At 64.4% G+C, this 19,244-nt stretch carries 18 protein-coding genes; 9 read left to right on the top strand and 9 right to left on the bottom strand.

Translation table 11 applies throughout. The annotated features are described in order from the left end of the window. Positions 1 to 45 precede the first annotated feature (45 nt). The 7 genes from AvAM_RS01575 to AvAM_RS01550 form a co-directional block, all read right to left on the bottom strand. Positions 46 to 741 (bottom strand): hypothetical protein, encoded by a 696-nt coding sequence (locus tag AvAM_RS01575; protein WP_137745419.1) that lies wholly within the window; start codon positions 739 to 741, stop codon positions 46 to 48. 26 nt (positions 742 to 767) lie between these two features. Continuing rightward, a complete protein-coding gene (locus AvAM_RS01570; RefSeq protein ID WP_137745418.1) occupies positions 768 to 1,070 on the bottom strand; it encodes a hypothetical protein in 303 nt (100 codons plus the stop codon). Further along, positions 1,067 to 1,327: a helix-turn-helix domain-containing protein gene (locus AvAM_RS26100; protein ID WP_375708128.1), complete on the bottom strand. Its 261-nt coding sequence runs from the start codon at positions 1,325 to 1,327 to the stop codon at positions 1,067 to 1,069. The genes AvAM_RS01570 and AvAM_RS26100 overlap by 4 nt, the downstream gene beginning before the upstream one ends. 79 nt (positions 1,328 to 1,406) lie before the next feature. Next, a complete protein-coding gene (locus AvAM_RS01565; protein WP_137745417.1) occupies positions 1,407 to 2,222 on the bottom strand; it encodes a hypothetical protein in 816 nt (271 codons plus the stop codon). Between the two features lie 12 nt (positions 2,223 to 2,234). Then, a complete protein-coding gene (locus AvAM_RS01560) occupies positions 2,235 to 2,666 on the bottom strand; it encodes a hypothetical protein (RefSeq protein WP_137745416.1) in 432 nt (143 codons plus the stop codon). Position 2,667: 1 nt separating this feature from the next. Beyond that, entirely contained in the window at positions 2,668 to 3,036 is a 369-nt protein-coding gene (locus tag AvAM_RS01555; RefSeq protein ID WP_137745415.1) for a hypothetical protein, read from the bottom strand. Positions 3,037 to 3,061: 25 nt separating this feature from the next. Then, positions 3,062 to 4,159, bottom strand: coding sequence for a site-specific integrase (locus AvAM_RS01550; RefSeq protein WP_137745414.1), 1,098 nt, complete (start codon positions 4,157 to 4,159; stop codon positions 3,062 to 3,064). A gap of 122 nt (positions 4,160 to 4,281) precedes the next feature. Here AvAM_RS01550 and dusA point away from each other — a divergent pair, with 122 nt between their 5' ends. Beyond that, the gene (gene dusA / locus AvAM_RS01545; protein WP_283202029.1) at positions 4,282 to 5,310 is read left to right on the top strand and encodes a tRNA dihydrouridine(20/20a) synthase DusA; all 1,029 of its coding nucleotides are present in this window, start codon (positions 4,282 to 4,284) and stop codon (positions 5,308 to 5,310) included. A gap of 21 nt (positions 5,311 to 5,331) precedes the next feature. Here the strand turns inward: dusA and AvAM_RS01540 are convergent, their stop codons facing one another. Further along, positions 5,332 to 8,127 (bottom strand): EAL domain-containing protein, encoded by a 2,796-nt coding sequence (locus AvAM_RS01540; RefSeq protein WP_137745413.1) that lies wholly within the window; start codon positions 8,125 to 8,127, stop codon positions 5,332 to 5,334. 232 nt (positions 8,128 to 8,359) lie between these two features. Here AvAM_RS01540 and AvAM_RS01535 point away from each other — a divergent pair, with 232 nt between their 5' ends. From AvAM_RS01535 to rsxB, 3 genes are all read left to right on the top strand, one after another. After that, on the top strand, positions 8,360 to 9,445 hold the full coding sequence (locus AvAM_RS01535) for a GTP pyrophosphokinase family protein (protein ID WP_137745412.1): 1,086 nt from the start codon (positions 8,360 to 8,362) through the stop codon (positions 9,443 to 9,445). Positions 9,446 to 9,608: 163 nt separating this feature from the next. Continuing rightward, positions 9,609 to 11,219, top strand: a complete 1,611-nt coding sequence (locus AvAM_RS01530) for a polyhydroxyalkanoate depolymerase (protein ID WP_137745411.1) — start codon at positions 9,609 to 9,611, stop codon at positions 11,217 to 11,219. A gap of 38 nt (positions 11,220 to 11,257) precedes the next feature. Continuing rightward, positions 11,258 to 11,908, top strand: a complete 651-nt coding sequence (gene rsxB, locus AvAM_RS01525; RefSeq protein WP_137745410.1) for an electron transport complex subunit RsxB — start codon at positions 11,258 to 11,260, stop codon at positions 11,906 to 11,908. A gap of 52 nt (positions 11,909 to 11,960) precedes the next feature. Here rsxB and AvAM_RS01520 read toward each other — a convergent pair whose 3' ends face one another. Then, positions 11,961 to 13,445, bottom strand: a complete 1,485-nt coding sequence (locus tag AvAM_RS01520; RefSeq protein WP_137745409.1) for a methyl-accepting chemotaxis protein — start codon at positions 13,443 to 13,445, stop codon at positions 11,961 to 11,963. A gap of 171 nt (positions 13,446 to 13,616) precedes the next feature. Here AvAM_RS01520 and dapC point away from each other — a divergent pair, with 171 nt between their 5' ends. From dapC to prmB, 5 genes are all read left to right on the top strand, one after another. Then, positions 13,617 to 14,822: a succinyldiaminopimelate transaminase gene (gene dapC / locus AvAM_RS01515; RefSeq protein ID WP_137745408.1), complete on the top strand. Its 1,206-nt coding sequence runs from the start codon at positions 13,617 to 13,619 to the stop codon at positions 14,820 to 14,822. A gap of 45 nt (positions 14,823 to 14,867) precedes the next feature. Next, complete coding sequence (gene dapD / locus AvAM_RS01510) at positions 14,868 to 15,701, top strand: 2,3,4,5-tetrahydropyridine-2,6-dicarboxylate N-succinyltransferase (protein WP_137745407.1); 834 nt, start codon at positions 14,868 to 14,870, stop codon at positions 15,699 to 15,701. Between the two features lie 70 nt (positions 15,702 to 15,771). Then, complete coding sequence (locus tag AvAM_RS01505) at positions 15,772 to 16,935, top strand: PilT/PilU family type 4a pilus ATPase (protein ID WP_137745406.1); 1,164 nt, start codon at positions 15,772 to 15,774, stop codon at positions 16,933 to 16,935. Positions 16,936 to 17,095: 160 nt separating this feature from the next. Further along, a complete protein-coding gene (dapE, locus tag AvAM_RS01500; protein ID WP_137745405.1) occupies positions 17,096 to 18,292 on the top strand; it encodes a succinyl-diaminopimelate desuccinylase in 1,197 nt (398 codons plus the stop codon). Further along, positions 18,289 to 19,218: a 50S ribosomal protein L3 N(5)-glutamine methyltransferase gene (gene prmB, locus AvAM_RS01495; protein ID WP_137745404.1), complete on the top strand. Its 930-nt coding sequence runs from the start codon at positions 18,289 to 18,291 to the stop codon at positions 19,216 to 19,218. Before dapE ends, prmB begins: the two co-directional genes overlap by 4 nt. The last annotated feature ends 26 nt before the right edge of the window (positions 19,219 to 19,244 follow it).

Genomic DNA, 19,244 nt, shown 5'->3' with positions numbered 1-19,244 from the left:
CCGCCTTGGGTGCTCGCAACACCCCAGCGGCTTTTTCTTTTTGGTTCATTGGATTGCGGACTCCAATGCCTGCTTCAGCTCGCGCTCGAACGCTGGGCCAAAGGTATTGAGAACGACCGCCCGCGCCATCGGCTCCAGATCCACGCGTTTCTCATACTTTGCGGCCTGCTCAGGGAACACGATCAGAGGAATGAGCTGCGATCCCTTGCCAGCCCCCTTGGGCACGATCTTGTAAATGCCGGGTGGGAAATTACGCGCGCCCACATCTTTCGGATCACCATAGAACAGTTCGAGCTTGTTGCTCACCTTAATGCGGCGCGCTTTGCGCTTACCCAGCTTGCTCTCTTTGCGCGCAATGGACACCAGCTGTTTGATGATGCCCTTGGGTAGATTGCCGTATTGGTCAAGGGCAATAGCGCTTGGCAAACGCAAGGCCTTGCGGGTGGGCTGGCGGACGCCTCCCTCAAGTTGGTACTTCAGGTAACTTGCTTGCCGATCTTTGAACACGACGGCGGCCTCAAGCCGGTCCTTTGTCGCTGGGCGGATGAACATGGCGTTCTCACCCGCAGTGAACGGCGTAGGTCGATCCAAGCTACGTGTCAGCTCACCAGGAATAGCCTTGCGCACCTCATTGGCGGTCTCATTCAAGGCGCGTGATGCGGCAAAACGCACCTGCTTTTCAGCGTTGGCAATCTGACGCTTGACCGCGTCCAAACCGGAGACAGAAAGAGAAATTTGCATAAGTACCTCCAGGGTATTGGTGGGTTTCAGGAAATTCGCGCGGTCAGGTCTTGCTCTGTGATTGAGCAAAAGTTGGAAGCGAGGACGGGAGGCTGACCCGGTTCAGATTGGGCGAGCACGGCGCCTGTATCCGGATCGCACACAAGCAGCACACCTGGGTAAATGATGCGCACCAGCACCGGGCGCGACCCGGGGCGGCGCATTACTTTTTGAAACAGGGGTTTTCCTGTCGCGTGCAGCGCCGCGAAGGTATGGGCGTGCCCCAAGGTGCGACGAGCTGCATTGACTGCATCCGACTGAGCCTTGAGCGCGGTCTTGCCAAGAGTCATAGCAGCGCCCCCCTGCCAGGACGACTGCGCTCTCTCGTAATCCCCTCCAGGTATTCGGACACCGCCTTGCGCGGGTAGAGGTATCGGTTGCCCAACAGGATGTACGCAGGCCCGGTCCCACGTTTCCGCCAGGACTCCACCGTATTAGGGCTGGCGTCAGCCAACAAAATGAAATCTGCCTCTGTCAAGCAATCAAGCCTGTCGGCGATAGCTTGGAGACGTGGGTCTTGTGTCTCTACGACTGCGGTCGTTTCCATTTCTGTCCATCCTCTCAAGTGCGGTGCACTATTGGCGATGGACAGATGGTCTATGAGTGGTTACTTTTATTCAAAGGAATCAACTAGGGCGTTTTGCATCCGGATTCTTCCGGCGTTCTTCGGCTTCAATTTTTCCCATCAACTCCCGCATTGATGTGTCTATAGCGGCCTCGAAAGCGTCTCCCACGGCACTCTTTTGCCGCATCGCCGGCAGAAATTTCTCGTTGAACAGCTTTATCGCCCCCCTAGCTGCAGACGGCACACCCGCCAATGCAAATACTTCGTTGCAGAAGCCTTCAAACCCGCCGCTTCCGCGCCTCGGTTTCACTCCTGAATCGCGGAATGCTCGCCATATTTGCGCGATGTTTGCTGCGTGCACTTCACGCGTAGGCCTGCTTCCACCGGGCGCCGCAGCGCTGTCCATGCACCCGGCCAAAACTTGAGCCACCACTCCAACGGTTTCAAGTTGCGCCGCTGTGGGCGTAGGGATAACTTTCTCGGGTGCGCCCTCTGGCCAAGTCTTCGCGATGTCAATAGCACCGACATGAAGATTGAATGAGTCTCGCATCGACAGTCTTGCGATAGCGTCGAACAAGGAACGCGATGCAGTTGCCACAGCCAATAAGTCGGCAGCCCGCTCTTTTGGTGTCCTTGCAACTGCCTCTCGTGTGCGTTTGAAATCCATCAGCTCGCAGAGGACAGCAAGAATACGAACCTCGGAGAGCCCTTGGATTTCAAACCTCTTGCATAGACCGGATACAGCGAGCCGCATCTCTGGAGAAAGTCCTGCGACAGCTGCGGCAATGCGATCAACCGACCTCATCATGCCGCCGGTCATGGCCATCAACAAATCGGCCTCGTGCTTTTCCGGCATGGCCGCGTCGCTATGGTTCATCGGATACTGCCCCTAAACCACTTGCAAGTGCCGCCGCTGCACGACTTTCGCCGCGAAACATAGACCCACCCGGCCGACCCAATATGAAGGGGCCTCCGCCGCGATAACAGCCGCAGCTGCCTCATCCAAAATTTGATCCTCCTCAGCACGTCGCTGCGCGGCACGCCGAGCCGCTTCGGCGTCGCCAACATCGAGTAGCACGTGGTATCGATCCTTGCCCCGCCGACTTATCTGGCGGTAGCCGCAAAGCGCCGACGTTCGGCCCTTGGCCACCTGGCTGCCCCGCGGCAACTGCACGGTGCCATGGTAGGTGCACATGGTCTTGTTGCGGCCAGGCTGCCCGGGCAGCTCTTCCATGGACACGATCCCCGAGGCAACTAGTTCGGCAGCGGTGCCCACAACGACATCAAAGCGGCCATTAACAGCCCTGCGCTGGAGACTCATTTCACACCTCCGCGCTGTTCAATGCCGCAGCCGTTGAACTCACGCCGCCACGGGAAAAAGCTGGCGGCAAAAGCCAGTCTTCGACGCTAGCGCTGATGAATGGAACGCCCCCCATTTCGGCGTTCGCTACTTCCGCCATCCAGCCTACGCGCTGCGCCAATGTGTGCATGACGGCCAGCAGCGCGTCCACATCGGGATCAACATTCGACAAATCCTGCGCCATTACGGCCAATTGAGCTATGCGGCTCGCAGCAAGAGTGATTTCACCCATCAGCACGCCCTGCTGGGTAGGACTGCCGCTCCGCGTGCCGCTGACGTGCGATGAGCCGATTTCAGCGGGATTCAAAGGGGTAGGATTCAAAGTAGCCATGGTGCACCTCCAATGTGCGTTGTGGTCAGGCGGTCGGGTCGTTCTCAGGCTTCCCGGCCGCCGTCTTTTGCCCTGCATGGTCCGGCGCAGGGCTTACCGGTTTCTTGATGGCATCGTGCACGTCCTCGGGCTTGATGGCCGTGTACCGGCGCAGCATGGCCCAGGTCTTGTGCCCAGTGAGTAAGGCCACCTGCGGGATGCCCAGGCCCATGCGGAAAAACTGAGCGGCGGCGCGGTGGCGCAGGTCGTGAAAGTGCAGATCCTCGATGCCCAGAGCTGTGCAGGCCCGTGTGAACGATGCCGATATGCTGCGTTCGTCGTAGGGGAACAGGAACCCGGTTTCGCGCTCCTTGATGATGGGTTCCACGATGGCCCAGGCGTCGGGGAGTAGCGGCACCGTCTGGTTGTTACCGGTCTTGTTGCGCGGGTCTTTGCGGTCGCGGATCACCACGGTTTTGGCTTGGCGATCCACATCCTCAATTTCCAGTCGGGTGATTTCGCCCTGGCGCATACCCGTGGCCAATGCGAACTGGCACACCGTCTGCATGGGGATTTTCTGGCGCGCCTTCGTCGCCCAATGGGCATAGATGCGGGCCAGCTCGTCGTCGCTCGGCTCCCGCTCGCGCTCCTTACCTCGGGTGCTCATTCCACGGTGCGTGAGGCTGGCGCGGGCCTCCAGTGCCAGGCGCTCGGGCAAGTCCAGCTGGCGGGCATGTCGGCCCCACTTGAGCACCGCCGACAGATAGGACAAGTCAGCGGCTATGGTCACGCCCCCTGCCCCATCGTCCTGGCGGCGGTCGATAAAGTCGCGCAGCACCACGGCGTTCAGGCTGGACAGCTTCACCTTGCCCAGCTCGCGCTTGAGCATGGCAAGCGTGGCCTCCTTCGTCTTGCCGGGTAACTTGGTGCTGGCCTCGGTGTATTTTTCGATCAGGTCGGCCAGCGTGGCGCCCTTGGGTGCAGGTGCATATCCACCAGCGGCGATGTGGCTGGCCTGCGCCTCAATCTGGGTTGCCCAGTCCTTGGCTTCGCGCTTGGTGGCGAAGGTGGCAGCGCGGTAAACGCCCGCCCTCCTTATCTGGGCGCGCCACTTGCCGGACGGTAACTGAGAAAATGTCGCCATGTGTGTGCAGTCGTGTGCATCGGTGGATGCCCAGATTCTGCACTTTTAAAGCCCCTCATGTGCACCCCGTGTGCACTTTATCTTGCACACGGCAGAAAACACCGGTTTTCATCTTGGAAAATATTGTTAAAAATCAAACACTTAGCCCATGGCGCATGAGCGTTGCGCCGATGATGGACTGGACCGATCGCCACTGCCGTTACTTTCACCGGCTGCTGACCCGCCAGACTCTGCTGTACACCGAGATGGTGAACGCGGGTGCCATCATCCATGGCGGCACCGAGCGCCACCTGCGCTTCAATGCCGAAGAACACCCCGTGGCCTTGCAACTGGGCGGCAACGAACCCGACAAACTGGCCCAAGCCGCCCGGTTGGGCGAGCAATGGGGCTACGACGAAATTAACCTGAACTGCGGCTGCCCCAGCGACCGCGTGCAGCGCGGCGCGTTTGGCGCCAGCCTGATGAAGGCGCCCCAGCTGGTGGCCGACTGTGTCAAGGCCATGAAGGACGTGGTGAGCGTGCCCGTCACGGTCAAGCACCGTATTGGCATCGACAAGGTGGAGGACTACGGTTTCGTGCGCGACTTCATCGGCACAGTGGCCGAGGCAGGCTGCACCGTGTTCATCGTGCATGCGCGCAATGCGTGGCTGCAGGGCCTCTCCCCCAAAGAAAACCGCGACATCCCGCCCTTGCGCTACGAGGTGGTGCACCGCCTCAAGGCCGAGTTTCCGCAGTTCACCATTGCCATCAATGGCGGCATCCAGACCGATGACGTGGTACTGGAGCAGCTCGACCACCTGGACGGCGTGATGATCGGCCGCGAGGCGTACCACAACCCCTGGTGGCTGGCGCGCTGGGACCAGCTCTACTACGGTGGCGCCCCCTGCCCCCTGACCCGCGAAGAGGTGGAGCTGGCCATGGTCGAGTACATGGAGCGCGAGGCCGCGCAGCACGGCACCCCCTGGCCCCACATCGCCCGCCACATGCTGGGCCTGCGCCACAGCCTGCCCGGCGCCCGCATCTGGCGCCAGGTGTGGAGCAACCATCTGCTCAAGGACCGGCCTGCACGCGAGGTGCATGCGCTGGCGATGGAAACCTACGGCACCTTCGCCTTTGGGCATCCGGCCGAGGCAGGCACCGAGGCCGGATAAAGGCAGGCGCAATATGCGGCGCTACACCTGCCGCGCCAGCCACACCGCCAGCGGCTCGGGCCGACCGAACAGATAGCCCTGCAAGCATTCGCACTGGTTCTCCACCAGAAAGCTGGCCTGGGCGCGGGTCTCTACCCCTTCGGCCACCACGCGCAGGTTCAGGTGGCTGGCCACCGACAGGATGGACTGCACGATGGCGGTGTCGCTGGGGTCGTCAGGAGTGTCCTGCACAAAACTCTTGTCGATCTTGAGTTCAAACAGCGGCAGGCGCTTGAGGTAGGCCAGGCTCGAATAGCCGGTGCCAAAGTCGTCGATGGAAAAGCGCACACCCAGGCCCACGATTTCGGTCATGCGGGCGATGGTGTCGTCCAGGTCTTCGATGAGCAGGCTTTCCGTCACTTCCAGGATCAGGTTGCCGGGGTGCGCCCCGGTGTGAGCCAGCACGTGGCGCACGCGCTCGACAAAATCATCCTGGCGGAACTGCCGCTGGCTCACGTTGACGGACAGCGACAGCTCCCGCCCCGCCGCCTGCAGGCGCGCCAGGGTTTCACAGGCCTGCTGGATCATCCAGTCGCCCATGCGCAAGATGAGGCCGGAGGCCTCGGCAATGGGGATGAAGCGGCTGGGCGGCACATTGCCGCGCACCGGGTGGGTCCAGCGCATCAGCAACTCGCCGCCGACCACGGTGCCCGAGGCATCCACCTGGCTTTGCACAAAGGCGGCGAGTTGCCCTTCGGCCTGGGCTTTTTTCAGGTCCTGCTCCAGGGCCAGGCGCTCCTGCACATCGGCCTGCATCGCGGCTTCGTAGAAACGGATGCGGTTGCGGCCCAGGTCCTTGGCGCGGTACATGGCGGTGTCAGCCTCGCGCAGCAGGTCTTCCACGCCGTCGCCGCGCTTGGGGAACAGCGTGATGCCGATGCTGCCCGTGGTGCTGTAGAGGTGGGTGGCAATGGTGTAGGGCGCTTCCAGGGCAGCCCGGATCGCCTCGGCCACCAGCAGGGCCCCGCGCCCGGCGGAGTCCATGTCGGACGCCACGTTGTGCACCAGCACCACAAACTCGTCGCCCCCCAGCCGGGCCACGGTGTCGCCGGGGCGCAGTTGCTGGGTCAGGCGCTGGGCCACCTGCATCAGCAGCGCATCGCCCACGGTATGGCCACGCGCGTCGTTGATCTGCTTGAAGTTGTCCAGATCGATGTAAAGCACAGCCCCCACCTGGGCGGCTTTGAGGGCGCTGTGCAAGGCATGCTCCATGCGATCCAGCAGCATGCGCCGATTGGGCAGGCCGGTGAGGCCGTCGAAGTAGGCCAGCTGGTGCGAGCGCGCTTCGGCCTGCTTGCGCTCGGTGATGTCGCGCGACAGGGCAATGAACCGGGCGCCGTCGCCCGGCGTGGTGGCGTCCTTGCGGGCGATGGACAGCTCGAACCAGTGGGTGGCGCCCCCCACTTCCAGCCGGTACTGGTGGCCCGCCGAGTAGCCCATGTGGTGTGCGGCCTCCAGCGCGGCATGGCAGCCCGCCGCAGCCTCGGGCGGCACCACTTCGCTCATCAGGCGCCCGAGGAACATCTCGGGCGGCAAGGCCAGCAGGTCCGATCGGGCCGAGCGGTAGTGGTGGATGCGGCCGTCCAGCCCCAGCTCGAACAGCAGGTCGGGGATGGCGTTGAGCGTGCTCTCCAGGTCATCACGTGTGGCGCGCAGCTCGGCCGTCATGCCATGCGCCAGCGCCACCGCGCGCTCGCGGCCAGTGGCCAGGAACCAGGTGAACCAGGCCAGCAGCAGGCTGAGCGCAACCCCCACCAGGGCGACAGCGTGGTGCCCGCCATTCTGAAAGCGCAACAGGAACGCGGCGTGGGGCGACAGCTGGAGCGTCCAGCGGCGCCCGCCCAGGTCCAGCTCGCTCTGGGCCCGCAGGCTGGTGGGGACGGGCTCTGCGCCCACATTGCTGAACAGGCGCGTGGCCGCATCGTCCGGTGTGGCGCTGCCTGCGGTGCTGTCGGTGATCTGCAGGGCAATGTCGGCATCAAACTCGCCCGCCATACCCTGCACCACGTCGGCCACGCGAAAAGGTGCCGACACCCAGCCCGCCAGCCCCGCGCGGCGCCCCTCGACCGAGTCGGTGCGGGCGTCGGGGCGGTACAGCGGCAGGTACATCACCAGCCCCGGGCTGCTGTCCTGCATCAGTGTCAGCGGCCCCGACAGCGCCAGCGCCCCGGTGTCGCGGGCCCGGTCCAGCGCCTCCTTGGCGGCTGGGATGGTCAGAACATCCAGTCCCAGCGCCTTGAGGTTGTCGCCTGCCAGGGGTTCGATGTGGGTGATGGGGGCCATCACGGCACGCCCACCCTCGGGCCACACGGTGTAGTGCTCGAAGCCACGCTGACGCATGTCCTGCACGTGGCTGGCCAGCGCTGTGCCAGGGAACTGCAGAATCAGCGACACCCCCTGCAGCCCGGGGCGGGTGGCCTCCAGCTGCAAGGCGCTGATGTAGGCCTGGAACTCGCTGCGATCAATGCGCTCGGAGCCCTCGAAGTAGCCCTTCACACCGCGCAGCACCACCTCGTAGGTGGTCATGCGGTCCTTGAGGTTGGAGGCGATCTGGTCGGCCGCCACTTCAAAATTCTGTTCCCGCTTGGCCCGGCCGCCCTGCTCCTCTCCCTGCCAGTACAGGTAGGTCAGCCCCAGCGTGAGCAAGGCCATCAAGGGTGGCAGCACCACCGGCAGCCAGCGGTGGCTGGCCGCCCCAGTCAGCGACTCCACGCGGGGCGCCGCTTGCGCGGGACCGATGGTGGATGGCTCGTCGCCTTCATGAGGAGGTGGTGTCATTGCGGTTCGTCTGGCAATCAGTCAAAAAAGAGAAAGGCAAGCACGAAAAAAGGCGATGGACTCGCCTGCACCATTATGGACACCAGTACCAAGCTGCGAAGGAATAAATCGCCCCACGCCCCCACTGGCTGCGCTCACCCCGGCATGACCTGCTACAGGGTGTTGGCGGATATGCTTGGGCCACCGGCACACTGCCCCCGCACACTTTTTCATCCCCAAGACACAACGCCGCATGCCATCGCTTGATTTCGACCTGGAGGCCTCCCACTTCCGCAGCTTTTATGCGCAGCAGGCCCCAGCCCTGGAGGCCGCGTGCACAGCCATCACCGGCCTGGTGGGGGCTGCGGTGGCGCAGGCCGGGGGCATTGACATCGCCAAGGTGGAAGGCCGTGTGAAGGATGCCGACGAATGCATCCGCAAGTTCGTGCGCAAGTACCGCCCGGCACTGGAAGAAAACAACACTCCCTACGACATCCAGAGCTACATCACCGACCTCATCGGCGTGCGGGTGGTGTGCCTGTATGAGGACGAGCTGGAGAAGGTAGCGCAGACCATGCGCGAGCGTTTTGCGGTAATTGAGGTCACGGACAAGGTGACGGCTGTGGAGAGCACCGAGGCGTCGTTTGGCTACAAGGGCCTGCACCTGGACCTGCGCCTGGGCGCCTCCGAGCGCGACCTGCCGGAACATGCAGCCTATGCCCACTGGGCGTTTGAGCTGCAGGTGCGCACCATCATCCAGGACTCGTGGAGCGTTCTGGACCACAAGATCAAGTACAAAAAGTCGATTCCGCAGCAACTCAAGCGGCGCATCAATGTGCTGTCGGCCCTCTTCGAGCTGGCCGACCGGGAGTTCCGCCAGATCCGCGATGCCACAGCAGCCGAACTGCTGCAGGCCCCCGACGAAACCGCCGACCCGGTGCCCGATGCAGCCGCCGACGCGCAAGCTGCAGGCAAGGCGGCAGGCGGCAGCAGCGAGCTGAACGCCTTTACCTTCCTGAAGATCGCCACACATTTCTTCAAGGACTTCGAGTTCGAGCCGTCCAAGGTCGATGGCTTTGTGGACGACATCCAGGCCTGGTCACCGCGCATGACCCGCGCGCGTTTCAACACCCTGATGCGCGAGACCATCGGTGTGGTCAAGCGCTACAAGCTGCACTTTGAGGAGCAAAACCCCCAGGCCAGCTTCAACCCCTACACGGTGATCCGGCACTGCCTGTACCTGAGCAACAAGACCGCCTTCCGCCCGGCGCTGCGCAATTCGGCGCGCGAATCGTTCGAGGCCTGGCTGCTCGACAACACCGACCCCCGGCCCCATTGACGGAGCCAGGTTGGGTTGGGGGCTGCATCTGTAACCCCGTGCCAAGCCCTGCCGCCCAGCGGCGTCGCATGTCACATAGGCGACTTGGCATTGGTGGTTTTACTCCATGCGCTTGTTACCAAGTGCTGCTATATTGCACTGCAACAAAACGGAGTTTCGCCCCATGCTGTATCACATCTACGAAACCCAGCGCTCCCTGATGGAGCCCTTTACAGACTTTGCGCAGGCGGCTTCCAAGTTGTTCAGCAACCCCGTGTCGCCGCTGAGCCAGACCTCTGCCGCCCAGCGCATGGCTGCGGGCTACGACCTGCTCTACCGCCTGGGCAAAGACTACGAAAAGCCCGCCTTTGACATCCACACCGTGGATGTGGACGGCATAGGTGTCGCCATCCATGAACGCATCGAAGTCAACAAGCCGTTCTGCGAGCTGCGCCGCTTCAAGCGTTTTTCAGACGACCCCGCTACGCTGACCAAACTCAAGGGCCAGCCCGTGGTCCTGATCGTGGCGCCGCTGTCGGGCCACTACGCCACCCTGCTGCGCGACACCGTGCGCACCATGCTCAAGGACCATAAGGTCTACATCACCGACTGGAAGAACGCCCGCCTGGTGCCGCTGGCCGAGGGAGAGTTCCACCTGGATGACTACGTGAACTACGTGCAGGAGTTCATCCGCCACCTGCAAGGCCAGTACGGCAACTGCCATGTGATCAGCGTGTGCCAACCCACCGTGCCGGTGCTGGCGGCCGTGTCGCTGATGGCCAGCCGGGGCGAAAAAACGCCGCTGACCATGACCATGATGGGCGGGCCCATCGACGCCCGCAAGTCGCCCACCGCCGTGAACAACCTGGCCACGAACCGCAGCTACGAATGGTTTGAGAACAACGTGATCTACCGCGTGCCGGAGAAATTCCCGGGCGCAGGCCGTCGCGTGTACCCCGGCTTTTTGCAATACACCGGGTTTGTGGCCATGAACCCGGACCGCCATGCGTCCAGCCACTACGACTACTTCAAGGACCTGATCAAGGGCGACGACGCCAGCGCCGAAGCCCACCGCAAGTTCTACGACGAATACAACGCCGTGCTGGACATGGACGCGGACTACTACCTGGAAACCATCCAGACAGTGTTCCAGGACTACAAGCTGGTCAACGGCACCTGGGATGTACGCTCGCCCGCAGGCAAGATTGAGCGCGTGCGCCCGCAGGACATCACCGCCACCGCCCTGTTCACGGTCGAGGGCGAGCTGGATGACATCTCCGGCTCGGGCCAGACCGAAGCCGCCCACGACCTGTGCAGCGGCATCGTGCGCAAGGAACAACGCCACCTGGAAGCCAAGGGCGCAGGCCACTACGGCATCTTCAGCGGCCGCCGCTGGCGCGATCTGGTGTACCCGAAGGTCCGCGCATTCATTCTGGAGCACGAGCTGCCCCGCGTGAGTGAGGCCAAGCCGGCCGCCGCGCCGGTGACCAAGACTACAGCGCCCGCTGCGGCAGTGGCAGCCCCCGCCAAAGCCAAGCCCAAGGCCACCAGCCCGCAGCCCAAGCCAGCAGTAAAGGCCACCCCATCTGCCGCCACCCGCGCACGCGGGGTGGCCCAAGCCGCAGCACCCACTGCAGCGGTGGCAACGCGCTGGGTCAAGCCTGAGGGCGCTGCGCAAGCCACGGGGGCCGCCGCTGAGCCGGTGCAGGCCGATGCAGGCACAGCCAAGGCCACGACAGCCACGGCCGCCCCTGCCCGCAGCGCCAGCCGCAGCAGCAAGGCGCGCAAGGCTTGATCCGCCCGCCCGAGACCCAGACACCACACGCTGCCCCGATGGACCTCGCAGCGCGGATCGACGCCGCGCTGCCGCAAACGCAGTGCACACGCTGCGGCTATCCCGACTGCGCCAGCTATGCGCAGGCCATTGCCAGCGGCGAAGCCGCCATCAACCAATGCCCGCCCGGCGGCGCTGAGGGTGTGGTGCGCCTGGCGGCCATCACGGGCCTGGCCGTGCTGCCATTGAGCGCCGAACATGGTGTGGAGGGGCCACGCACCGTGGCCTTCATTGACGAAGCCTGGTGCATTGGCTGCACGCTCTGCATCAAGGCCTGCCCCACGGATGCCATCATGGGTTCCCACAAGCGGATGCACACGGTGATCGAGCCCTATTGCACGGGGTGCGAGTTGTGCATTCCTGTCTGCCCGGTGGACTGCATCCAACTGGAGACCGTGAGCGGCTCGGCCACCGGCTGGGCCGCATGGTCCGCCCCCCTGGCCCTGCAGGCACGCCAGCGCTACAAGCAGCATCGCCAGCGCGTGCCCCTGGAGGATGCAGAAGAAGAACCTGCAGAAGCGATGGGCGAGCAGGTCGGCAGTGCCACCGATACCGCCACCAGCGGTGCCAACGCCGCCGACGCGCGCAAGGTCGCCATTGCAGCCGCCATGGAACGCGCCCGGCAACGCAGGGAACAAAACCCGCGCTGAGCGGTGCCCTCCCGCCCCTGATAGATCAGGACGCCGAGAGCAAATCAGCCCATCAACGGGCCGCCAGAGACTTGTAGACCCCGCAGCCCACGTACAGATCCCCCACGCGGCTCACGTAAGACATCTTGGTCTGCACGGCGCCCGTCGCCGGGTTGTTGATGTCGTACTCCACCCAGCCCGGGGCCCGATCGGCCTGGGCCACGATGTCGCTCACCAGCCGGTCGCCCGCAATGCCCGGAATGTCTTGCACGCGGGTGCCCACCTTGGCAGGGTTGCCGCCAAACGCACGGTAGGTGCCCGCGCTGTCCAGCACAAAAACGTACATGTCCCGGTCGTGGAAGGGCTGGCTCTTGTCCGTCAGGCTGCGCAGAAACTGGTCCTCCGAGGTGGTCTTGTGCAGGGCCACGGCCTTCTGGACCAGTGCCACGGCCTCATCGGCCGTGCCCTGCTGCAGCCGGAACGCCGCCACTGCCCGAGACAGGGTGGAAGCGCGCTGCTCCAGGGCTTCGGCCTGCTGCACGGCATGGCCCACCATCTGCGCGTTGTGCTGGGTGATCTGATCCAGTTGCTGCACGGCAGAACTCACCTCGCTCAGGCCCGTGCTCTGTTCTGCGCTGGAGCCCGAGATTTCCGTCATGCTCGCGGCCACGCTGCGGATACCGCCCGCCATGTTAGCGATGCCGTCACCAGCCGAACGGATCAGCCCGGCGCTGGCCTCGACCTGGCTCACCGAGGCGCCGATCAGCTCGCGGATCTCGCGTGCGGCATCGCCAGAGCGTTTGGCCAGGGTGCGCACTTCGCCCGCCACTACCGCAAAACCCCGTCCCTGCTCACCCGCCCGGGCGGCTTCCACGGCGGCGTTCAGCGCCAGGATGTTGGTCTGAAAGGCAATGCTGTCGATGACACCGATGATTTCGGTCATGCGGCGCGCACTCTGCTGGATGGCCTCCACCGACTGCACCGCCCGGGCCATGGCCTCGGCGCCCGCATCGGCAGCCTTGCGCACATCGGCGGCCCTCGCGTCGGCGCTGCGGGCCGTGTGGGCGTTGTTCTGCACGGCAGACGAGAGCTGTTCCACGCTGGCTGCGGTTTGCTCCAGGTTGGCAGCCTGCTGCTCGGTGCGGTCGGCCAGCGACCGATTGCCCTGCGCCAGGCTCTGGCCCGCGTGGGCCACCAGCGCCGCATTGCTACGGATGTCGGCCACCATGGACGACAAGGTCAGCACCATCTGGTCGAGCGACTGCGCCATGGCGCCCACTTCGTCCTGGCCGTACACCCCTGCGCGCGTGCTCAGATCGCCATTCGTGGTCTGCTTCATGGCCCGCGACAGCCCTTCCAGGTCGGATGACAGGCTCAAATACAGCGCCAGCAGTGCATACAGCAAGGCCACGGCACCCACCACCCCGCCCCATCCCGGCGCTGCGGCGGTGGCGGCCAACACCACCGCAATCAACACGCCCAGCGTTGCCAGCTTGCCGGGCAGGTGCCATCTGCGCATCCACCAGAGTCCCGGGCGCAGTGGTAGGAATCCAGACATCTTGTCTCCTGTTATGGTTCTTTCCAGTGGCGGATGCTATGTCCCCGCTCTTACGTCGGATTGACACGGAGGCGCAGGGCAGCAGGCCCACACCAGCTCCTCCTTGAAGCGCCCCGGCCGCGCCTGGTGCGCAGGCTTTCGCGAAGTGTCCATCGCCCATAATGTGGCTCCATGAACCCCCTGCTCTCCCACCTCCAGCCCTACCCGTTCGAGCGGCTGCGGCAACTCTTTGCGGGGGTCACGCCCCCGGCGGCCTACAGCCCCATCAGCCTGGGCATGGGCGAGCCGCGCCATCCTACACCGCAGTTCATCAAGGATGCACTTAGCAACAACCTGGGCGGACTGGCCAGCTACCCCGCCACGGCGGGCGAACCCCGGCTGCGTGAGTCCTTCACACGCTGGCTGAACCAGCGCTATGCGCTCACCCTGGCCCCGGGCACCCAGGTCCTGCCCGTGAACGGTTCGCGCGAGGCGCTGTTTGCCTTTGCCCAGACCATCATCGACCCCTCCCAGGGCCAGCCCCTGGTGGTCTGCCCCAACCCGTTCTATCAAATCTACGAAGGTGCGGCACTGCTGGCAGGCGCCCAGCCCTACTACGCCCCCAGCGACCCGGCGCGCAACTTTGCGGTGAACTGGGACACGGTGCCCGAATCGGTGTGGGAGCGCACGCAGCTGCTATTCGTGTGCTCACCCGGCAACCCGACCGGCGCCGTCATGCCCCTGAGCGAGTGGAAGAAACTCTTTGAGCTGAGCGACCGCTATGGCTTCGTGATCGCCTCGGACGAGTGCTACAGCGAAATCTATTTCCGGGACGAGCCGCCCCTGGGCGGCCTGCAGGCCGCTGAACAGCTAGGCCGGCGCGACTTCAAGAACCTGATCTCCTTCACCAGCCTGTCCAAACGCAGCAACGTGCCCGGCATGCGCAGCGGCTTTGTGGCGGGCGACGCGGCCCTGATCAAGTCCTTTTTGCTCTACCGCACCTACCATGGCAGCGCCATGAGCCCCATCGTGCAGGCAGCCAGCATCGCTGCCTGGGGCGACGAGCAGCACGTGGTGGAAAACCGCACGCGCTACCGCAAGAAATTTGCCCAGGTCACCCCACTGCTGGCGGGCGTGATGGAAGTTGCCCTGCCCGATGCCGGTTTCTACCTCTGGGCCAAGGTGCCTGACGCCCTGGGGATGACCGACGCCGAGTTCGCGCGGGCCCTTCTGGGTCAATACAATGTCACGGTGCTGCCCGGCAGCTACCTGGCCCGCGAGGCCCAGGGCAGCAACCCCGGCGCCCAGCGCGTGCGCATGGCCCTGGTGGCCGAAACCGACGAGTGCGTGGAGGCTGCACTGCGCATCGTGCAGTTCATCCAAGCCCGCACGGCCTGATTTCTGAATCCTGATCCACAGACTGACCGACTGACAGACAACAACATGACCCAACAACTGCAAACCATCATCGACAACGCCTGGGACAACCGCGCCAGCCTCTCGCCCGCCGCCGCACCCAAGGAAATCCAGGACGCCGTCGAGCACGTGATCGCCGAACTGAACAACGGCAAGCTGCGCGTAGCCACGCGCGAAGGCGTGGGCCAGTGGACCGTGCACCAGTGGATCAAGAAGGCCGTGCTGCTGTCCTTCCGCCTGAAGGACAACGAAGTCGTCAAGGCCGGTGACCTGGGCTTTTACGACAAGGTGCAGACCAAGTTTGCCCACCTGTCCGAAGAAGAAATGAAGGCCACCGGCGTGCGCGTGGTGCCCCCAGCCGTGGCCCGCCGTGGCAGCTTCATCGCCAAGGGCGCGATCCTGATGCCGTCGTACGTGAACATCGGCGCTTATGTGGGCGAAGGCACCATGGTGGACACCTGGGCCACCGTGGGCTCGTGCGCGCAGATCGGCTCCAACGTGCACCTGTCCGGCGGCGTGGGCATTGGCGGCGTGCTGGAACCCCTGCAGGCGGGCCCCACCATCATTGAAGACAACTGCTTCATCGGCGCCCGCTCCGAGGTGGTTGAAGGCGTGGTGGTCGAAGAGAACTCCGTGCTGGGCATGGGTGTGTACCTGGGCCAGAGCACCCCCATCTTCAACCGCGCCACCGGCGAAATCAGCTACGGCCGCGTGCCCTCTGGCTCGGTGGTGGTCAGCGGCAACCTGCCCAAGACAGCCGCCAATGGCGCACCCTACAGCATGTACGCTGCCATCATCGTCAAGCAGGTGGACGCGCAAACCCGCTCCAAGACCAGCATCAACGACCTGCTGCGCGACTGATGATGTGGACCGGCGGACGGCCTGGGCCGTTCGCCCCGCCGACAGAGACTGACAACAAGAGGGAAACACCATGAGCACGATGGAACGAATTCTTCGCCTGATGGCAGAGAAAAAAGCCTCCGACGTCTATCTGTCGGCCAACGCCCCCGCGCTGATCAAGATCAACGGCGAGTGCGTGCCCATCAACAACCAGATCCTGCCGCCCGATGCGCCGCGCAACCTGCTCTCCGAAGTGGTCCCCCCGGACCGCATCGAGGAGCTGGAAGAAACAGGCGAACTCAACATGGGTGTGCCGCTCAGCGGCGTGGGCCGCTTCCGGGTCAGCGCCATGCGCCAGCGGGGCAGCTATGCGGTGGTGATCCGCTTCATCTCGCAGCAGATCCCCGAGTTCGACACCCTGGGCCTGCCGCCGGTGATGCGCGAACTCATCATGGAGAAGCGCGGCCTGATCCTCATGGTGGGGGCCACCGGCTCGGGCAAGAGCACCTCGCTCGCGTCCATGATCGACACCCGCAACGAGGCCATGACCGGCCACATCCTCACCATCGAGGACCCGGTCGAATACCAGTTCAAGAACAAGAAATCCATCGTCAACCAGCGCGAGATCGGCAGTGACACCCAGTCCCTGCAAACCGCGCTGAAAAACGCGCTGCGCCAAGCGCCCGACGTGATCCTGATCGGCGAAATCCGCGACCGCGAAACGATGTCGGCCGCGATTGCCTATGCCCAGTCGGGCCACCTGTGCCTGGCCACGCTGCACGGCAACAACAGCTACCACGCGCTCAACCGTATCCTGAGCTTCTACCCCGTCGAAGTGCGCCCCACCATGCTGGGCGACCTGGCATCCGCCATGAAGGCCATCATTTCGCAACGCCTGGTGCGCACCGTGGACGGAAGCCGCGCCCCCGCCGTGGAGGTCATGCTCAACACCAAGCTCGTGTCTGACCTGATTGAAAAAGGCGACTTCTCGGGCGTGAAGGAGGCCATGGAAAAATCCATGGCCGAGGGTTCGCAGACCTTCGAGGAAGCGCTGGCCCACCTCATCATGGACGCCAAGATCGACCGCAAGGAAGGCATGTCCTACGCCGACTCGCCCACCAACCTGATGTGGCGCCTGCAGAACGACTTTTCCCTGGCCGCCAACGCCGCCAAGGCCCAGAAGGAAGCGCGCGACACACCCGACGATGCGCCGTCGTTTACCGAAATCGTACTGGACGTCAAACCCGCCGCGTAGAGTCCCTCCTGAGTCGTGTTCGGCGCCTCTCCAGGGGGGCGGCGCCCTCGCTGCGGGACGGCCATCGCCCGGAGCCCCTTGCCCCGCATGCGCCAGTTTTTGTGCAGCGCTTCGTGCCACCGTTTTTTCGAACGCCACTGATTGTTATTCCACTCCTCCCATGTCCCGCACCCTGCACCTGGCTGAACAGCTCATTGCCCTGCCCTCCATCACCCCCGAGGACGCGGGCTGCCTCGACCTGCTGGCCGCTCGGCTGGCTCCACTGGGATTCGTGTGCGAACGCCTGGACAGCGGCCCCGCCGAATTCCGCGTCAGCAATTTGTGGGCAAAAAGGCCCTCACCGCGCGACCAGCTTTCCCAAGCAGCTATCAAAACCGTAGTATTTGCGGGCCACACCGATGTGGTGCCCACGGGCCCCCTGAACCAGTGGAGCAGCGACCCCTTCGTGCCCACGCACAAAGACGGCAAGCTCTACGGCCGTGGCGCCAGCGACATGAAGACCTCCATCGCCGCCTTTGTGGTCGCGGTGGAAGAGTTCCTGGCGGCCACGCCAGAACCCCTCATCCAGCTCGCCTTCCTCCTCACCAGCGATGAAGAAGGCCCCTCGGTGGACGGCACCAAGGTCGTGGTCGAGCAGCTCAAGGCGCGCGGCGAGCCGCTGCACTACTGCATCGTCGGCGAACCCACCTCGGTCGAAAAAACCGGCGACATGATCAAGAACGGGCGGCGCGGCACACTAAGCGGCAAACTCAGCGTGCGCGGCATCCAGGGCCACATCGCCTACCCCCAACTCGCACGCAACCCCATCCACCAGGCCCTGCCCGCGCTGGCCGAGCTGGCCGCTACCGTGTGGGACCAGGGCAATGCCTTCTTCCCGCCCACCAGCTGGCAGATCAGCAACATGCACGGCGGCACCGGCGCCACCAACGTGATCCCGGGCGAGGTCGTGATCGACTTCAACTTCCGCTTCTCCACCGAATCCACGGCAGAGGGCCTGCAGCAGCGCGTGCACGCCGTGCTGGACCGCCACGGCCTGGAGTACGACCTGCGCTGGACGCTGGGCGGCCAGCCCTTCCTGACCACACCAGGCGAACTGGTCAGCGCCGTGCAGCAGGCCATTGCGGCCGAGACGGGCATCACTACCGAACTCTCCACCACCGGTGGCACCAGCGACGGCCGCTTCATTGCCCAGATCTGCCCGCAGGTCATCGAACTCGGCCCGCCCAACGCGACCATCCACAAGATCGACGAGCATGTGGTGGTGGCCGACATCGAGCCGCTCAAGAACATCTACCGCCGCACGCTGGAGAACCTGCATGCGCAGGCCCTGGCGGCGGGCATGGCGCCAGCAGCATGAGCAGCACCAACCATCCCCTGACCGGCAACACCGTCGGCGCGCTGGTCGAATCTGGCGCCCAATGGCTGGCCTCGGCCGGGGTGTTTTTTGGCCACGGCACCACCAACGCCCATGGCGAAGCCGCCTGGCTGGTCCTGTGGCGCCTGGGCCTGCCGCTGGACAGTGACCTCTCAGACGCACCAGATTCCATCAAAAATCAGGCCGTACCGCCCGACCAGCTTGCCCTGGTAGCTACACTTTTTGATGAACGCATCCGCACACGCAAGCCGGCTGCCTACCTCACGCGCGAGGCCTGGCTGCAGGGCGTGCCCTTCTACGTGGACGAACGCGCCATCGTGCCGCGCAGCTTCATCGCCGAACTGCTGGCCGATGGCAGCGTGGACGGATTCCTGAGCGACAACACCCGCCAGGTGCTGGACCTGTGCACCGGCAACGGCAGCCTGGCCGTGCTGGCCGCCATGGCCTGGCCCGAGGTGGAAGTGACCGGCGCCGACATCTCGCCCGACGCCCTGGCCGTGGCCCGCATCAACGTGGACAAACACGGCCTGCAGGACCGCATCCGGCTGCAGCTCTCCGATGGCCTCGCCGCCCTGCCCGGCCCCTGGGACCTGATCCTGTGCAACCCGCCCTATGTGAACGCCGCCAGCATGGCCGCGCTGCCCAACGAATACCGCGCCGAACCCGAACTGGCCCTGGCCGGTGGCGCGGACGGCATGGACTTCGTGCGCCAGTTGTTTGACGCCGCGCCCGCATGCATGACGGGGGACGCCGTGATCATCCTGGAGATCGGCAACGAGCGCCCGTACTTCGAAGCCGCGTTCCCCCAACTGCCTGTTTTCTGGCTTGATACCAGCGCGGGAGAAGACCAGGTTTTGCTGGTCACCCGGCAGGCCTTGGCAGCCCAAGCCCGCCTCACGGCACAATAGAGGGTTGCGCGCCGCCGCCTTTGCAG

Source organism: Acidovorax sp. NB1 (assembly GCF_005405905.1).
GTDB lineage: Bacteria > Pseudomonadota > Gammaproteobacteria > Burkholderiales > Burkholderiaceae_C > Acidovorax.
The sequence above is the reverse complement of the archived record's forward strand: the minus strand, read 5'-3'. Positions and strand labels throughout refer to the sequence as shown.

Coding starts and splice junctions, on each gene's coding strand:
- AvAM_RS01570 (WP_137745418.1), bottom strand. CDS start 1,070: ATGACTCTTGGCAAGACCGCGCTCAAGGCTCAGTCGGATGCAGTCAAT.
- dapC (WP_137745408.1), top strand. CDS start 13,617: ATGAACCCCCTGCTCTCCCACCTCCAGCCCTACCCGTTCGAGCGGCTG.
- AvAM_RS01505 (WP_137745406.1), top strand. CDS start 15,772: ATGAGCACGATGGAACGAATTCTTCGCCTGATGGCAGAGAAAAAAGCC.
- AvAM_RS01520 (WP_137745409.1), bottom strand. CDS start 13,445: ATGTCTGGATTCCTACCACTGCGCCCGGGACTCTGGTGGATGCGCAGA.
- prmB (WP_137745404.1), top strand. CDS start 18,289: ATGAGCAGCACCAACCATCCCCTGACCGGCAACACCGTCGGCGCGCTG.
- AvAM_RS01550 (WP_137745414.1), bottom strand. CDS start 4,159: ATGGCGACATTTTCTCAGTTACCGTCCGGCAAGTGGCGCGCCCAGATA.
- AvAM_RS01565 (WP_137745417.1), bottom strand. CDS start 2,222: ATGAACCATAGCGACGCGGCCATGCCGGAAAAGCACGAGGCCGATTTG.
- AvAM_RS01560 (WP_137745416.1), bottom strand. CDS start 2,666: ATGAGTCTCCAGCGCAGGGCTGTTAATGGCCGCTTTGATGTCGTTGTG.
- AvAM_RS01535 (WP_137745412.1), top strand. CDS start 8,360: ATGCCATCGCTTGATTTCGACCTGGAGGCCTCCCACTTCCGCAGCTTT.
- AvAM_RS01540 (WP_137745413.1), bottom strand. CDS start 8,127: ATGACACCACCTCCTCATGAAGGCGACGAGCCATCCACCATCGGTCCC.
- AvAM_RS26100 (WP_375708128.1), bottom strand. CDS start 1,327: ATGGAAACGACCGCAGTCGTAGAGACACAAGACCCACGTCTCCAAGCT.
- AvAM_RS01555 (WP_137745415.1), bottom strand. CDS start 3,036: ATGGCTACTTTGAATCCTACCCCTTTGAATCCCGCTGAAATCGGCTCA.
- dapE (WP_137745405.1), top strand. CDS start 17,096: ATGTCCCGCACCCTGCACCTGGCTGAACAGCTCATTGCCCTGCCCTCC.
- rsxB (WP_137745410.1), top strand. CDS start 11,258: ATGGACCTCGCAGCGCGGATCGACGCCGCGCTGCCGCAAACGCAGTGC.
- AvAM_RS01530 (WP_137745411.1), top strand. CDS start 9,609: ATGCTGTATCACATCTACGAAACCCAGCGCTCCCTGATGGAGCCCTTT.
- dapD (WP_137745407.1), top strand. CDS start 14,868: ATGACCCAACAACTGCAAACCATCATCGACAACGCCTGGGACAACCGC.
- AvAM_RS01575 (WP_137745419.1), bottom strand. CDS start 741: ATGCAAATTTCTCTTTCTGTCTCCGGTTTGGACGCGGTCAAGCGTCAG.